General features: G+C 66.5%; 12 protein-coding genes. 6 read left to right on the top strand and 6 right to left on the bottom strand.

All coding sequences use genetic code 11. The features are described 5' to 3' along the window. On the top strand, positions 1 to 4,766 hold a 4,766-nt coding region (locus WA317_RS01100; RefSeq protein WP_425171273.1), incomplete at its 5' end, for an SDR family NAD(P)-dependent oxidoreductase. A gap of 15 nt (positions 4,767 to 4,781) precedes the next feature. Continuing rightward, on the top strand, positions 4,782 to 7,469 hold the full coding sequence (locus WA317_RS01095) for an NAD-dependent epimerase/dehydratase family protein (protein ID WP_425171272.1): 2,688 nt from the start codon (positions 4,782 to 4,784) through the stop codon (positions 7,467 to 7,469). Here the strand turns inward: WA317_RS01095 and WA317_RS01090 are convergent. Beyond that, entirely contained in the window at positions 7,466 to 8,308 is an 843-nt protein-coding gene (locus tag WA317_RS01090) for a DUF4436 domain-containing protein (RefSeq protein ID WP_425171274.1), read from the bottom strand. The two genes, WA317_RS01095 and WA317_RS01090, sit on opposite strands and share 4 nt — an antisense overlap. 284 nt (positions 8,309 to 8,592) lie before the next feature. Between WA317_RS01090 and WA317_RS01085 the strand changes: the two genes are divergently transcribed. The 3 genes from WA317_RS01085 (at position 8,593) to WA317_RS01075 (ending at position 11,058) form a co-directional block, all read left to right on the top strand. After that, positions 8,593 to 10,113 (top strand): carboxylesterase/lipase family protein, encoded by a 1,521-nt coding sequence (locus tag WA317_RS01085; RefSeq protein ID WP_425171271.1) that lies wholly within the window; start codon positions 8,593 to 8,595, stop codon positions 10,111 to 10,113. Positions 10,114 to 10,188: 75 nt separating this feature from the next. After that, on the top strand, positions 10,189 to 10,686 hold the full coding sequence (locus WA317_RS01080) for a gluconokinase (protein WP_425171270.1): 498 nt from the start codon (positions 10,189 to 10,191) through the stop codon (positions 10,684 to 10,686). A gap of 3 nt (positions 10,687 to 10,689) precedes the next feature. Next, a complete protein-coding gene (locus tag WA317_RS01075) occupies positions 10,690 to 11,058 on the top strand; it encodes a DUF2784 domain-containing protein (RefSeq protein WP_425171269.1) in 369 nt (122 codons plus the stop codon). Between the two features lie 14 nt (positions 11,059 to 11,072). Here the strand turns inward: WA317_RS01075 and WA317_RS01070 are convergent, their stop codons facing one another. The 3 genes from WA317_RS01070 to WA317_RS01060 are packed head-to-tail and all read right to left on the bottom strand — an operon-like array spanning position 11,073 to position 13,360. After that, entirely contained in the window at positions 11,073 to 12,185 is a 1,113-nt protein-coding gene (locus WA317_RS01070; protein ID WP_425171268.1) for a DoxX family membrane protein, read from the bottom strand. An 18-nt stretch (positions 12,186 to 12,203) separates the two neighbouring features. Next, a complete protein-coding gene (locus WA317_RS01065; protein ID WP_425171267.1) occupies positions 12,204 to 12,749 on the bottom strand; it encodes a DUF6328 family protein in 546 nt (181 codons plus the stop codon). 38 nt (positions 12,750 to 12,787) lie between these two features. After that, the gene (locus WA317_RS01060) at positions 12,788 to 13,360 is read right to left on the bottom strand and encodes a TetR family transcriptional regulator (protein WP_425171266.1); all 573 of its coding nucleotides are present in this window, start codon (positions 13,358 to 13,360) and stop codon (positions 12,788 to 12,790) included. 130 nt (positions 13,361 to 13,490) lie between these two features. On the opposite strand from WA317_RS01060, the gene WA317_RS01055 reads away from it, so the two are divergent. Continuing rightward, a complete protein-coding gene (locus WA317_RS01055; protein ID WP_425171265.1) occupies positions 13,491 to 14,162 on the top strand; it encodes a class I SAM-dependent methyltransferase in 672 nt (223 codons plus the stop codon). On the opposite strand, the gene WA317_RS01050 is transcribed toward WA317_RS01055, so the two are convergent. Together WA317_RS01050 and WA317_RS01045 are read right to left on the bottom strand one after the other, a co-directional pair. Continuing rightward, positions 14,159 to 15,235 (bottom strand): prenyltransferase, encoded by a 1,077-nt coding sequence (locus WA317_RS01050; protein WP_425171264.1) that lies wholly within the window; start codon positions 15,233 to 15,235, stop codon positions 14,159 to 14,161. The genes WA317_RS01055 and WA317_RS01050 overlap by 4 nt on opposite strands. Further along, positions 15,222 to 15,880, bottom strand: a 659-nt coding sequence (locus WA317_RS01045) for a methyltransferase domain-containing protein (RefSeq protein WP_425171263.1), incomplete at its 5' end; no start/stop codon positions are given. The genes WA317_RS01050 and WA317_RS01045, both read right to left, overlap by 14 nt.

The following is a 15,880-nucleotide window of genomic DNA, read 5'->3' as shown; positions in this document are numbered from 1 at the left end:
TGTTGGACGGGTTGGCGCAGTTGGCCGACGGGTCGCCGGGGGCTGCGGTGGTCACCGGGCGTGCCGTTCCGGCCGGCAAGACGGTGTTCGTTTTCCCCGGCCAAGGCGCCCAATGGCTCGGCATGGGCATGGGTTTGCACGCCGCATACCCGGTGTTCGCTGAAGCCTTCAACACCGTCGTCGGCGAACTGGACCGGCACCTGCTGCGCCCGTTGCGCGAAGTCATGTGGGGTCACGACGAAAGCCTCCTGAGCACAACCGAATTCGCACAACCCGCGCTGTTCGCGGTCGAGGTCGCGCTGTACCGGTTGCTGGAATCGTGGGGTGTGCGTCCCGACTTCGTCATGGGCCACTCGGTCGGTGAGCTGACCGCAGCCCACGTCGCCGGCGCGCTGGCGCTGGAAAACGCCGCGGTACTGGTGGTCGCCCGGGGCAGGTTCATGCAGGCCCTGGCCGGCGGTGGCGCGATGATCGCGGTACAGGCCACCGAAGACGAAGTTCGGCCGCTGCTCACCGACAACGTCGGCATCGCGGCGGTCAACGGACCGTCGTCCGTGGTCGTTTCCGGTGCTGAGGACGCGGTGACCGCCATCGCCGACCGACTTCGCGACCAAGGTCGCCGGACCCACCGGCTCGCCGTCTCACACGCTTTCCACTCGCCGTTGATGGAGCCGATGATCGGTGAGTTCAAGGCGGCGGCGCGGGAACTCACGGTCAACCAGACCACCATCCCGGTCATCTCCAACGTCACCGGACAGGTGGCGGGCGATGACTTCGCGTCGGCCGACTACTGGACGCAGCACATCCGGGCGGCGGTGCGGTTCGCCGACAGCGTGCGCTTCGCCCACTCCGCCGGTGCCGGCCGCTTTCTCGAGATCGGACCCGGCGGCGGCCTCACTTCCTCGATCGAGGAATCACTCGCGGAAGCCGAGATCGTGTCTGTGCCCCTGCTGCGCAAAGACCGTCCGGAGCCGACCAGCCTGATCACCGGGCTGGCTCAGGGCTTTGTGTCGGGTCTCGGCGTGGATTGGCGCGCGGTACTGCCAGGTGCCGGTTTTGTGGAATTGCCGACGTATGCCTTTGAGCGGCGGCGGTTCTGGCTCTCGGCTGACGGTGCCGCCGTCGACGCCGCCGGTCTCGGATTGACCTCCGGTGAGCACCCGTTGCTGGGCGCGGTGGTGGAGTTGCCCGGCAGCGGCGGGGTGGTGTTGACCGGCCGCCTGTCGTCGGGATCTCAGTCTTGGCTGGCCGATCACGCCGTCGGCGGCGTGGTGGTGTTCCCGGGCGCGGGGTTCGTGGAATTGGCGATCCGCGCCGGCGACGAAGTCGGCTGCGCGAAAGTCGACGAACTCATGCTCGCCGCGCCGTTGGTGATTCCGCCGACCGGTTCAGTGGCGGTGCAGGTGGTGGTCGGCGCGGCTGACGAGTCGGGCGCGCATGCGGTGTCGGTGTTCTCGCGCAGCGATGCACGCCCCGGCTGGACCCTGCACGCCGAGGGCCAGCTCACCTCGGGAAAGCTCGACAACGTCGAAACGGGCCCAGATCTCTCGACCTGGCCGCCGGTAGGGGCGGCACCGGTCGACATCGACGGGCTCTACGACCGGTTGGCGGCACGCGGGTACGGCTATGGCCCGGCGTTCCAGGGTCTGACCGCGATGTGGCGCCGCGGCGACGAGGTGTTCGCCGACGTTTCTTTGCCGACCGACGCCGGCGTATCACCGGCCGGTTTTGGTGTTCACCCGGCGGTGCTTGATGCCGCTCTGCACGCGGTGATCGTCGCCACTGATACCGCCGACGACGGTGGCAAAGATGGTGTACCGGTGCCGTTCTCGTGGCAGGGGGTATCGCTGCACGCGGCGGGCGCGTCGTCGGTGCGGGCGCGGATCGCGCCGGTGGGCCCGTCGGCGGTGTCGGTGGAGTTGGCCGACGGTCTGGGGTTGCCGGTGTTGTCGGTGGCTTCGATGGTCGCCCGTCCGGTGTCGCAGCAGCACTTGATGGCGGCGGTGACTGGTTCGGGCGCCGACCGGCTTTTCGAGGTGGTGTGGTCGCCCGCATCTCCTGACCCGAACGCCGAAGCGCCGTCGCATGAGGTGTTCGAGTCCGTACCCGCCGACGGCGACCAGCTCGCCGGGGTTTACCAGCGCACGCATGAAGCGCTCACCAAACTCCGCACGTGGTTGACCGAACACGATTCGGCCAAGCTGCTGGTGGTGACCTGCGGCGCGGTCGCGTTGCCCGGCGAGAACATCGCCGACTTGGCCGGCGCGGCGGTGTGGGGGTTGGTCCGCGCCGCGCAGACCGAGCACCCGGGTCGCATCGTGCTGGTCGACTGTGATGCAACGCTCGACGATTCAGCGGTGGCCCAAGTGTTCGCCGCCGGTGAGCCGCAGGTCGTGGTGCGCGGCGGAACCGTTCACACCGCGCGGGTCCGCGGCAGCCGCGCGGTGGATACTTTGCTGGTTCCGCCGGGCGACGGGCCCTGGCGGTTAGGCATGTCCAGTAAGGGCACCTTCGAAAACCTGCAACTGGAAACCATTCCGGACGCCGACGCACCGCTGCAGGCGGGCCAGGTGCGTGTTGCGGTGCGCGCCATCGCGGCCAACTTCCGCGACGTGATGATCGCGCTTGGACTTTACCCCGACAACGATGCCGTGATGGGTGTCGAGTCCGCCGGCATCGTCATCGAAACCGCTCCTAACGCAGACCGTTTCGTTGTCGGCGACCGGGTCACCGGGCTATTCCCGGAAGGCACGGGCACCATAGCGATCACCGATGAGCGACTGCTGATGGAAACCCCGGCCGGGTGGTCGCACACCGACGCGGCGACTGTACCGGTCGTCTTCGCGACAGCGCACTACGCGCTGTCCACACTGGCCGACGTTCAGCAGGGCCAGCGGTTGTTGGTCCATGCGGCTACCGGTGGGGTGGGGATGGCCGCGGTGCAGTTGGCCCGCTATTTCGGTTTAGAGGTGTTCGCCACCGCGAGTCGCGGCAAGTGGGACACGTTGCGGGCGATGGGTTTCGACGAGGACCACATCGCTGATTCCCGCAGCCTGGATTTCGAGGACAAGTTCCGGTCGGTGACCGGTGGGCGCGGGGTGGACGTGGTGCTGGACTCGCTGGCCGGTGAGTTCGTTGACGCGTCGCTGCGGCTCGTCGCGCCCGGTGGAGTGTTTCTCGAGATGGGCAAGACCGACATCCGGGACCCCGGTGCGGTCGCCGACCAGCACCCGGGTGTGCGCTACCGCGCCTTCGACTTGTTCGAAGCCGGGGCGGATTACATCCGGCGGATCCTCACCGAGTTGACCGCGATGTTCGACGACGGCGTCTTACGGCCGTTGCCGGTGACGACGTTCGATGTGCGACGGGCCGGGGCGGCGTTGCGGTATCTGAGTCAGGCGCGGCATACCGGCAAAGTGGTCCTGACGATGCCGGACTCGTGGGCGTCGGGCACGGTATTGATCACCGGTGGTACCGGGATGGCGGGGTCGGCGTTGGCGCGTCATGTGGTGGCCAACCGTGGGGCGCGTCAGGTGCTGCTGGTCAGTCGGCGTGGTGCGGATGCACCAGGGGCCCAGGAGTTGGTGACTGAGCTGACGGACGCTGGTGCTGAGGTGTCGGTGGTGGCCTGTGATGTGGCTGATCGCGCAGCCTTGGCCAAGGTGGTTGCTGACATTCCGGTGCGGGCGCCGTTGACGGCGGTGATTCATGCCGCCGGTGTGCTCGACGATGCGGTGGTGACGTCGTTGACCCCGGAGCGGGTGGATGCGGTGTTGCGGGCCAAGGTGGATGCGGCCTGGCACCTGCATGAGCTGACGCGTGATTTCAGTGTGTCGGCGTTCGTGATGTTCTCGTCGATGGCCGGTCTGGTGGGGTCGTCGGGCCAGGGCAATTACTCGGCGGCCAACTCGTTCCTCGACGCGTTGGCCGTGCATCGCCGCGCTGATGGTCTGCCGGCGATCTCGTTGGGCTGGGGTCTGTGGGACCAGACCAGCAACATGACCGGAACCCTGGGCAATGTCGACTTCGCCCGCTTCGCCAGAGACGGCATCGTAGCCATGTGCTCTCAGGAAGCATTGCAACTGATGGACACCGCCATGATCGTCGACGAGCCGTTCCTGCTGCCGGCCCACATCGACCTGACCGCGCTGCGGGCCAAATTCGACGCCGGCACCTTACCCCCTATGTTCGTTGATCTGATCAACGCGCCGGCGCGTCGCCAAGTCGACGACTCGCTGGCCGCGGCAAAGTCGAAATCTGCTCTGCTGCAACGGTTGGAGGGGCTGCCTGAAGACGATCAGCACGCGGTGCTGCTGGACCTGGTGCGCTCACACATTGCCACCGTGCTCGGCAACTCCACCCCCGAGGCGATCGATCCGGACAAGGCGTTCCAGGAGTTGGGCTTTGACTCGCTGACCGCGGTGGAGATGCGTAACCGGCTCAAAGCCGCCACCGGCCTGCCGCTTTCGCCGACGCTGATCTTCGACTACCCCAACTCCGCGGCGCTGGCGGGCTACTTCCGTCAGGCACTCGTCGGCGCCTCGACCGAGCAGCCTGAACGGGCGGCGCCCGGGGAGGCCGAACTGCAGCGTGTGGTGTCGTCCATCCCGATCAAACGCCTCCGACAGGCCGGCGTGCTGGACCTGTTGTTGTCCCTGGCCAACGAAACCGACGGTGCCGCTGCCGCCGAATCCGGCGCAAAGGACTTCACCGAGATGGATCTCGACGATCTGGTGAATGCTGCCTTCCTCGACGATGACGACTAGCCGAATGGCCCGCCGGTGAGAATCGCCGTCACCGGCGCCAGCGGAGTGGTGGGTCGCGGTGTCGTCGCCCGGCTCCTCAGCCAGGGTCATGATGTCGTCGGCCTGGCCCGTCGCCGGCCGCAAAGCTGGCCCAGCGCAGCCACCTTCGTGGAAAGCGATGTCCGCGATGCCGCGGGGGTGAAGCGCGCCGTCGCGGGCGCCGATGTCGTCGCGCACTTCGCCTGGGCCGTCAACAGCGGTCGGAAAGCGCAAGTCTGTCACGATATCAACGTCGGCGGGACCAGCAATGTCCTTGACGCGATAGCCCGGGACGGCGTCCGGCGCATCGTGTTCGCCTCGTCCGCGCTCGTCTACGGTGCCTACCGGGCCGACACCGCGCCGCTCACCGAAGACCAACGGCTCGACCCGATTTCCGCCGAGGGCCGGGATAAAGCTGGTGCGGAGCAGATGCTGGCGGCTTCCGGCGCCGAATGGGTAGTGCTTCGCCCGGCGGTCATCCTCAGTCGAGAGGTCGACAACTGGGTGCGCCGCTTTCTGGCGTCGCTGTCGTTCCCGAACATCGACGGGTCGGCGGCCCAACCGGTGCAGGTCTTACACAGCGACGACGCGCACCGGGTCTTCGTTCGCGCCGTCTTGGACAGCGGCATCGGCAGCGGGCCGGTCAACCTCGCCGCCCCCGGTGAAACGACGCTCGGTGACATCGCTCGAAGGCTGGGCCGCCCGACGGTCCCGCTGAGCAAGCGGCTGACATCAATCCCGTTGCGCGCGCGACTCGTTTCCGGCGAGCACGACTTGTTTCTGGGCGCCCCGCGCATCGACACGTCGCAGCTGCGCGACGGCTGGCGATTCGCCCCGGCCTGGACTGCCGATCAATGCGTCGACGACGTCGCGTTGGCGGTACGCGGCCGCATCAGCCTAGGCAACTGGTCGACATCGTTGCCGTGGCGGCTGACCCACGCGCAGGACATTCCCGCGGTGGACGCCCCGGCGGCGGACGGCTTGGTGCCACAGCGGGCCGGTCCCGCCGAGGCCAACGGCGAGTTCGACACACCTATCGATCCGCGCTTCCCGACCTACCTGGCCACCAACCTGTCCGAGGCGCTGCCCGGGCCGTTCTCGCCGTCCTCGGCATCGGTGACCGTGCGCGGACTGCGGGCCGGCGGCGCCGTCATCGCCCAACGGCTGCGGCCCGGCGGTTTGATCCAACGCGAAATGGCGACCCGCACCATCGGAGTGTTCGCGCACCGCCTCTACGGGGCGATCACCACCGCGCACTTCATGGCCGAAACAGTGCCATTCGTCGAACCCGCGACAGTGATCCGGCAGAGTCAATTCTTCGGCCGGAGTGTGGCCGCGCTGCCGATTCAGGGCGACCAGACCCCGGCGGTCGACCCTCATCGCGCCCTGCGACCGCTGCGCACGCTTCGCAACCTCGGAGTTTTCGCCGTCAACCTGATCGGCCTGACCACCGGCGCCGCCCGCGACACCGCTGACTACATCGACGACCTTGACCGCCTGGAAGAAGTAGCGGCGGGAGATCTCTCGCGGTTCACCGACGGGCGGTTGCAAAGCCTGATGCTGGTGGCGCGCGATCACGTCATTCACGGCTGGGTGCTGGCCATGGCATCGTTCATGTCGTTCGCCGCTCTGAGCGTGATCCTGCGCGGTCTGAGCGGGCGTGACACCGTACTGCCGGTCGGTCAGGAACTGGTCAGCGCACAGCCGCTGACCACCGTGTACCGACTGGTCGATGCGGCGCGACGTGACCCGGTCGTGTTAGGAATCCTCAGCGGCTCGGGTGATCACCTCGATGAATTGGCAGCGCAGGCACCGCAGTTCCACGCTGCGGTGTTGGACGAGCTGAAGCAGATGGGGCACCGCGGCCCCGCTGAGGTCGAGATGCGGTCGGCCAGCTACGCCGACGACCCGGAGTTGCTGCTTCGCATGGTCGCCAAATCGCTGCACATCTCCGCACGGCCGCAAAAATTGCAACCGGTGCTCCCGATGCGGGTCCGTCCCGTCGCACTGCTAGCCGCCTACCAGCTTCGTGACCGCGAAGTCCGTCGCGACAAGATGGTGCGGGCCATCTGGTTGCTGCGCAATCTGCTGCGCGAGTATGGGCGGCGACGGGCTGCCGCCGGCGTGTTCCACACCGCCGACGATGTTTTCTACCTGTTGGTCGACGAACTCGATGCGCTACCGCCTGACGTGACGGATGTGGTGGCGCGTCGCCGCGCTGAACAGGTCCGGCTGGCCGGAATCCAACCGCCTCCGATGTTCAGCGGCAACTGGCAGGCCACCACCGCACTGGCGACTGTCCTTGCCGCCGGTGAGACGTTGCACGGCGTGGGCGTCTGCAGCGGACTGGTCCGCGGCCGGGTCCGCATCGTGCGGCCGGAAACCATCGACGACCTAGAACCGGGGGAGATCCTGGTCGCAGAGGTCACCGACGTCGGCTACACCGCCGCCTTCTCCTACGCGGCGGCCGTGGTGACCGAGCTCGGTGGCCCGATGTCGCACGCCGCCGTCGTCGCCCGCGAATTCGGCATCCCGTGCGTGGTGGACGCCCAAAGCGCCACCCGGCGCCTGCCACCCGGGTCGCTCATCGAGGTCGACGGTGCGACGGGGCAGATCCGGGTGCTTGACGCCGCAACCGACGCCAGGTCACCGCTCCCGGCGGACGACCGGAGCCGCAAGGCCTAGGGCTGCCGGGGGCCGCCCTGCGGCACGGGGTGCTCTGCTCGCGCGTCGCGGAGCTGCTCGGGTGTCAGATGCCGCCACCAAGCCGCAATGTAGAGCAGCATCGAGACCACCAGAGCGACCAGCACCCACAACACGATCGTCATATCAATCCAGCTTCCGAATGCCGGTGACCCGGGCAGAGCGTTCCTCAGCGGTACCACTGCGAACAGCATCGCCGCGTACCAGGTCGTCATCGGCGACTGGAATTTTCGTCGTCCCCGCAACGTCTGGACCGCAACGAATACTGCTTGACCCGCGATCGCGACGAGAATACAGAGTATGACGATCGCGAACACCATAGTGCTCGCCGATCGCTGCACCTCAACGTGGTACGGCGCAAACGGTTCGGCTTTGTTCGGGCCGGTCGCTTGGAGATTCCAACCGGGCAGCCGGTCGACGATCATCACGCGGGCCCGTTCGGGCAGGTGACCAGCTCCGACGAACAATTCGACCGTGATCGGGCCGGTGTAGTAACGATCGAAGGGCCAACGTTCGACGTCACGCGCGAGGGTCAGCGGAACAGGGAAGAGACCGGGCAGCATGCCCTTGGCCCAGGTGCGCTTGACCGGCGTCTCGACGGAAGTGACCTCCACACTCAGGTCTTCCTTCAAGCTGTCGGTGACCGGATCAAGCAGCGCAGATCCTGGTGAAACCGTGACGTTGCCCACGAGCACGCTGTAGTTGGACTGGACGCTTTCGACGTCCAGCGTCACGGTTGTTCCGCCGAAGGCCGACGACCCATCGCTCGAAATACGACGCGTTGCGGCGCCGTCGATGTACAGCGCAATCGAGGTGACCATTGCGCTGGCAACGACGGCGAGGAGCACGACAATGCCGGCCTTCAGGTGCGACTTGCCGCCGGTGGCTGCGAGTTCAGGCCTAAGCCGCTCGGCCGACTCAACACGCACCGTTCGCCCCCCGTTCGACCACCTCCCGTCCATGGTAATCAGGCCTGCGTTGGAAACCTGACCGGGCAGGACAGGCGCTGTTCGTAACCGCTTCCCGGCAGTTCGACCGGTTGGCGGTGGCAACACGACCGCCGTACGGCGCGCGGGGTGACCTGCGGTTCGCTACCGTCGGCTGTATGCACGAGCACACCGTCCGCGCATCGACCGCCATCGGCATCGTCGAAGGATTCACCCGCGACGGTGTCAACCGGTGGCGGTCCATTCCCTACGCGCGTTCGCCGGTTGGGCCACTGCGGTTCCGTGCGCCGCAGCCGGCCGAGCCGTGGTCGGGCGTGCGGCATTGCCACGGGTTCACCAACTGTGCTCCCCAGCAGCGTCGCTACACCATGCTCGGGGTCGGCAAATATCAGTCGATGAGTGAAGACTGCCTCACGCTGAACGTGGTCACGCCGGAGTATTCCAGTTCGGAACCGCTCCCGGTGATGGTCTTCGTGTATGGCGGCGGCTACATCCTCGGCAGCTCGGCGACCCCGCTGTACGACGGCGCTGCCCTGGCCCGCCGGGGCTGCGTCTACGTATCGGTCAACTACCGGCTCGGCGCACTGGGGTGTTTAGACCTGTCGTCGCTCTCGACGGCGGACATCACCATCGACAGCAACCTCTATCTGCGGGACTTGGTGCTGGCGCTGCGCTGGGTCCGCGACAACATCGCCGCTTTCGGTGGCGACCCGGACAACGTCACCGTGTTCGGCGAAAGCGCCGGAGCGCATGCGGTGGCAGCTCTGCTGGCCGTGCCCGCCGCCAAAGGACTATTCGCACGGGCAATCTCTGAGAGCCCCGCAACCGGCATGGTGCGGTCCCGGGAGATGTCAGCTCAGTTCGCGAGCCGCTTCGCCGCGCTGCTCGGGTTGCGCGGTGGCGACGCCGCCGCCGCGCTGCTGCAGGTGCCGACGACCCAACTGATCGCCGCCCAGGACCGCCTGATCGAAGATGGCATGCAGAACCGGTTGGGCGCGTTCCCGATTGGTCCGGTGTTCGGTGACGACTGTTTACCACTGGATCCGGTCGAGGCGATGCGCCGCGGTGTCGCACATCAAGTGCCGCTCATCGTGGGTACGAACGCCGACGAGGGCCGGCTGTTCACCCGGTTCCTGCGGCTGCTGCCGACCTCCGAAGCGATGATCGAAGCGCTGCTGGCAGACACCGATCCGGCTGCGCGCGAACGCATTACCGCCGCTTACCCGGGATACCCCAGTCAGTCCGCGTGTGTGCGGTTGGGCGGTGACCTCGCGTTCGGCTCGGCCGCCTGGCAGATCGCCGCCGCTCACGGCAACAGTGCGCCCACATACCTGTACCGATACGATTTCGCGCCCCGGCTGTTCCACTGGTCTGGTCTGGGGGCAACTCATGCGACGGAGCTGTTGGCTGTTTTCGACGTCTACCGCAGCAAGTTCGGGGCCTTTCTGACCGCCGCGGCCGACCGGCGAGCCGCACTGCGGGTGAGTAACGAAATCCAGGGCCGCTGGCGGTCGTTCAGTCGCACCGGGATTCCCGGTGACGACTGGCCGGCGTACACCGACAGCGATCGTGCGGTGATGGTCTTCGACCGCAAGTGTCGCGTGGAGTTCGATCCGCACCCCGAGCGGCGGATGGCATGGGAAGGTTTCTCTCTGGTCAACGAAGCCGGAGGCCACTAAACTTCGTCGAAGTGCCATCTCAGACGTGTTCGGTGATAACGGCTTAATTCAATGACTGCGCCACAAACAACGTCAGTGCCGTCGCCTGTCGTAGCCATGGGCGTCTCCGGTTGCGGCAAATCCACGGTTGGCGCAGCCCTTGCCGAATGCCTGGACGTGCCCTTCGCCGACGCCGACGACTTACATCCACAAGCCAACATCGCCAAGATGACTGCCGGCCACCCCCTCGATGACGACGACCGCCGAGCATGGCTCGATGCGGTGGGACAGTGGCTGGCGGCGCACGGTGACGGGGGCGTGATCAGTTGCTCGGCGCTTAAACGGAACTACCGTGACCGGTTGCGCGCGCACTGTCCATCGACGGTGTTTCTGTATCTGAGTGGTTCACCGGAAGTGATCGCCGCCCGGCAGGCCGCCAGAAAAGGCCATTTCATGCCGAAGAGCTTGCTGCGATCACAATTCGAAGCGCTGGAGCCGCTGGGACCCGACGAGTGTGGTGTGGTCGTCGACGTCGACCAGCCTGTCGACGTCATCGTCGGCGCATTCCTCGCTGAAGAGCAGCACGGCAGCTGACTGATGTATGGGATCGTCGTCGCAGTGACCGTGTTCGCGCACTTCCTCTTCATCGGTTACGTCGTCATCGGAGGATTCTTCGCGTTGCGCTGGCCGCACACGATCGGGTTGCATGTGGCTGCGGTCCTCTGGGCAGTCGTCAACGCCGCAGGACAGGTTGGCTGCCCGTTGACTGGGCTGGAGCGCTGGGCCCGACACCACGCCAGGATGCAGCCGCTTACTTCAAAGGGCTTCATCGCTCACTACATCACCGGGATTTTGTATCCGGCCGATTGGGTGGTGGCCGTCCAAGTCCTGGTGTTCTTGATTGTCGCGACGACGTGGACTCGCTACGTGTGGCGCGGCCGGCGCCACGAACTCAACAGATTATGACGCCGATCGCCGGATCAGCTCCAGCGGCGAGCTTTGAGGCGTCCGCGCGCGGCCAGTTCGGTGCTTCGGGCTCGGGCGATGTCGGCGAGGTCGGAGCCGCGCCCCCAGGCAGAGTCGGCGAAGTCGCTGCTGCGGTCGCGGGCTGCATCGGCCAGATCCACTCCGCGGTCGAGGGCTTTTTCACCGATTTCGGCGCCGCGTTCGCGGGCGATGTCGGCGAGGTCGCTGCTGCGGTCGCGGGCCGCTTCGGCCAGTTCCAGCCCGCGATCGCGGGCCCGTTCGCCCAGTTCGCTGCCGCGGTCGCGGGCCACCTCGGCCAATTCCGATCCGCGGTCGAGGGCTTTTTCACCGAGTTCGGCTCCGCGTTCGCGGGCGATGTCGGCGAAGTCGCTGCCGCGTTCCCGCAGCACCTCCGCCAGTTCCGCGCTGCGCTTGCGGGCGCGCTTACGAGCGGCTCGCACCACCGGAACGGTCTTTTCCCCGGCTGTACTGGCCAGCTCGCTACCACGCTTGCGCGCCGCCTCGACGTACGGTTCGCTCTTCTCGGCCGCCGTGCTCACCAGTTCGCGGCCACGCTCAGCGCCCGCTTGCAAGCCTTGGCCGATCTTCTCGACGAGTTCAGGATCGATCAGCGCTCCCTCTGACCCACCGGGCAGAGCCGAAGACACCGCCTCGGAGAGCCGGCCGGCAGCTTGCCGGCCCCGCCAGCCCAGCGACGGCTTCCCGGCCGTGTCGGCGGATGCGATGATCAGGCCACCCAGCAAACTCAGGTCCGTCAGAAACCCGCGTCGCTTCTCAACCTTGCGCGCCGGGTCGGTCTCGCTCCAGAACTGGTGCCCACCGAGGCTGCCCGGTATCACCGTGAAAGCCAGGACCGCAGAGGCGATCCGCGGCAGTTTGCCGGTGGCGAGCAAGAGGCCACCCGAGATTTGAACCGCCGCGTTGATCCGCGCGAACGTTTCGGGATCGGTCGGGACGTTAGGGCCGACTGGATCCGGTAGTTGGCGTAAGCCTTCCATCGTCGGTTGGGCCGCCTCCACGCCAACTTGAGGATTGCGCAATGTCTCTACACCTTGGCCGATGAATACGGCTGACAGCAGGGGTCGTGCAATTCTCCGGATCACCATGGGCCGTGTGTTCCCTCGTTAGTTGGTGTGCAAACCGTTGGATGATATCGCTTCTTCGTCTGTCGAGCGGCCGCCGAGCCGAATTGCCAGCGGCAGAACGATCCAGAAGGCAAGTAGGCCGGCAAACGCGCAGCTCCCGGCGAGAACGGCAGCGGTATGCCCGGCGACTGCGTCGAAAATGATGATTGTGACGCCGGCGAGCGCCAATCCCAGCAAACACAGCCCGGAAAGGGCCAGCCGGTGGGCTGCCGACACCAACTGTTGCAGCTTTCGCTGGCGAAAAAGTATCCGGTGCATTCCGACCGGCGCGATCAACAGCACCGCCGAGCCGACCGAAGAGGCCACCGTCGCGAGATAGACGTGGCGCATTCCCTGATGCAATACGTCGAACCGCTGTTGGAACGGCAACACCAGCAGGAATCCAGTGAGAAATTGCACGCCCGTCTGCAACACCCGCAGTTCCTGCAGGATGCTGTTCCAGTTGCGGTCCATTCGCTGGGTTTCGGTCTCCGAGCGGGCCCGGTGGTCCCAGGCCTGGTCGCGTTCCGGATGGTCGACGTCCATGCCGGTGAATCATGCCAGGCCGCCGCGCGGCGTTGCCCTCACCTCAACAGCAATCGGGCCGAGGTTTCCAGTCGGTCGGCGATCTGCGTGTACGAGGCGTAGCCCATGCCGGCGCGCACCAGCGCCCCGGCGTACAGCAACTCCAGCGTCTCGACGCGGTCAGCGCTGCAGTCCGGTCCCAATGCCGCGACCAGACGATGGTGAATCTCGCCACCGATGCGCAGCCGCAACTGCTTGACCTCCGGGTCGCTGCCCAATAGCGCCGTGGTCACCGCGCCCGCCAACTCAGACTCGTCGGCAACGAGCAGGGCTATGTGCCGCAACACCACGACCACCCGCGTCCCTGGATCGGACGAGTCGTTCGGCGGGACGGGGGTGGCGGCCAACCGCCGCCAGAAAATCTCGGCAACGAGATGCTCTTTCGACGAGAAGTACGTGTAGGCGGTAGCCGCACCGACTCCGGCTTCGGCGGCCACGTTGCGAATGGTCAACTTGGAGAAGCCTTCTCGACCCAGAACGTGGATTGCAGCCCGGCCTAGCCGGTCGACGGCCTCCGCTTGTTTGGCGGTCAGCCGGCGCCTGGTCGACTCCCGAGCGACCGGGTCAGACACGTGTCTGGACACTACTACGACCGCTTGCCGGCGGCAACACCACGCCGTCCGCCACTGGACCCGCCGCTCTGACAACCACCCGCTTCGCCCGGCTTTCAGCCGCGCTCGCGATCGCCGCTAAGTTGGCGTGATGACTTCTGTCTCCGAGTCCGATGAGCGCACCGTCCGGCTGCTCCAACTGGCCGAGCGGGTCACCGGATTCATGCCCGCAGACGAGGGCCAGGCTCTGCATCAGGCCGCGCTGCAGCACTTCGACCACGGGTTCGGCGTCGAGATCGGCACCTATTGCGGCAAATCCACGCTGCTGCTCGGCGCGGCGGCGCTGGCCACCCGAAGTGTGCTTTTCACCGTCGACCACCACCACGGATCCGAAGAACACCAGCCGGGATGGGAATATCACGACACCTCTCTGGTCAACGAAGCCACCGGACGGTTCGACACCTTGCCGACATTCCGGCGCACGCTCGACGATGCCGACCTGGACGACACAGTGGTGGCCGTGGTGGGGAAGTCAACCGTGGTGGCCGGTGCCTGGCGCACCCCCTTGCAGCTGTTGTTCATCGACGGCGGCCACAGTGAGGCGGCCGCTCACCAAGACTTCGAGGGCTGGGCACAGTGGGTGATGGTCGGCGGCGCCCTGATCATCCACGACGTGTTCCCCGATCCCCGCGACGGCGGCCGAGCGCCCTATCAGATCTACTGTCGCGCAATCGAAAGCCGCGAATTCCGAGAGGTCAGCGCGACCGGTTCGCTGCGGGTGCTGGAACGGACGTCGAGCGGACTGGGGGATCCGGGACGCTAAGGTCTGCTCGGCGCGCCGACGCACTCGCAGTCGTAGTCGCCTTCGAGGCCGCGCGGCAAGTCGGTGCCGCGGAAAATGCCGCTTCCCGCCGTGGCTGACGACAAGGCGTCCGCCGCGAGGATCACCGCGGCGCCCGTCCAGGTGGTGCGTTCGACCGGCCATCGCTTGCCGTCGCTGAAAACCAGCCCAGTCCAGTATGAGCCGTCGTTCTCGCGGAGGTGCTGCATGGCCGCGAACTGATGCAGCGCCGCGGCCCGTCGCCCGATTGCGTCGAGAGCCAGGACTAGTTCACAAGTTTCAGCACCGGTCACCCAGGGCCGGTCGTCGACACACCGGATCCCCAAACCGTCGACGACGAAGTCACCCCAGCGCTCGGCGATCCGGGCGTGCGCGGCCCCGCCGCGAAGTGCGCCAGCGAGGATCGGGTAGTACCAGTCCATCGAGTGGTGCGGTTTCTCGGTGAATGCCGAGGGGTGGGCGGTGATCGCGTGCCCCAGCCGTCCGAGCGCCACCTCCCATTCCGGTTGCGGTTGGTCCAGATAGTTGGCCAATGCCAGCGCACAGCGGATGCTGTGGAAGATGCTTGCACATCCGGTTACCAGCGCCTCGGGCAGCGGGCCGGCAGGGCCACGCGCCCAGCAGATTTCGCCGCCCTCGAGTTGTAGCTCGAGAACGAAGTCGATCGCGGCGCTGACGGTCGGCCACATCGCGGTGGCGAAGCCGCGATCACCGGTGATCAGCACGTGATGCCAGACGCCGACTGCGATGTAAGCGCAGAAGTTGCTGTCGCTGTTCGCGTCTTCGATGGCCCCGGCGCGCAGCTGGATGGGCCAGGTGCCGTCGGCCCGCTGTTGGGAACGACACCAGTCGAACGCGTAACGGGCCGGCTCGAGCAACCCGGCGGCGGTGAGCGCCATCGCGCATTCCACGTGATCCCACGGGTCGGTTTGTCCGTCCTCCGACCATGGGATGGCGCCGGATGACTCCTGCACCGCGGCAATCGACTCCGCCGTTTGTCGGCATTGTGCCGAGGACAAGATTCCAGGGACGGCCGGCCGGCTAGACGTGTTCAACGACGCGCACCGGCTTCTCGAAGTAGAGCGCGACGCTTTTGCCCACTAACGGGTTGAGCGCCGACTCGGCCCACTGCGTGAGCCGGGGCCGCTGCATGATGTCCCAAACCAGCAGCTGGTGATACGCGGTCACTGCAGGGTGACCGGACTTGGAGACACCGACAAGGCATTTCAGCCACCAGAACGGTGTATGCAGGCCGTGCGCGTAGTGGGTGTGATTGAAAGCCATTCCGGCGCGGCAGATCTTGGCGCGCAACTTACTGGCCCGGTAGATACGGACATGGCCGCCCTCGTTGCCGTGGTACTCATCCGACAACAACCAGCACACCCGTTCCGGTAGAAAGCGCGGAACGGTGACCACCAGTGTGCCACCAGCTTTCAGGACACGGATCAGTTCGTCGATCGCCGCGTCGTCTGCGGGGAGATGCTCCAGAATCTCCGATGCGATCACGCAGTCGAAGGTGCCGTCGGGATAGGGCAACGCCAGCGCGTCACCCTGTACCGTTTCGGCGCTGGCAGACGCCGGCGCCTGGCCGGTCTCTGCCATCGCGCGCAACAGGGTGCTCACGTTGTCGAGTTCGCCGGCGTCCTGGTCGAACGCGATCACATCAGCGCCGCGACGAAACGCCTCGAAGCTGTGTCGGC

The organism is Mycobacterium sp., assembly GCF_049802695.1.
In the GTDB taxonomy this organism is placed as follows: domain Bacteria; phylum Actinomycetota; class Actinomycetes; order Mycobacteriales; family Mycobacteriaceae; genus Mycobacterium.
This window is presented reverse-complemented; position numbering and strand designations above follow the sequence as displayed.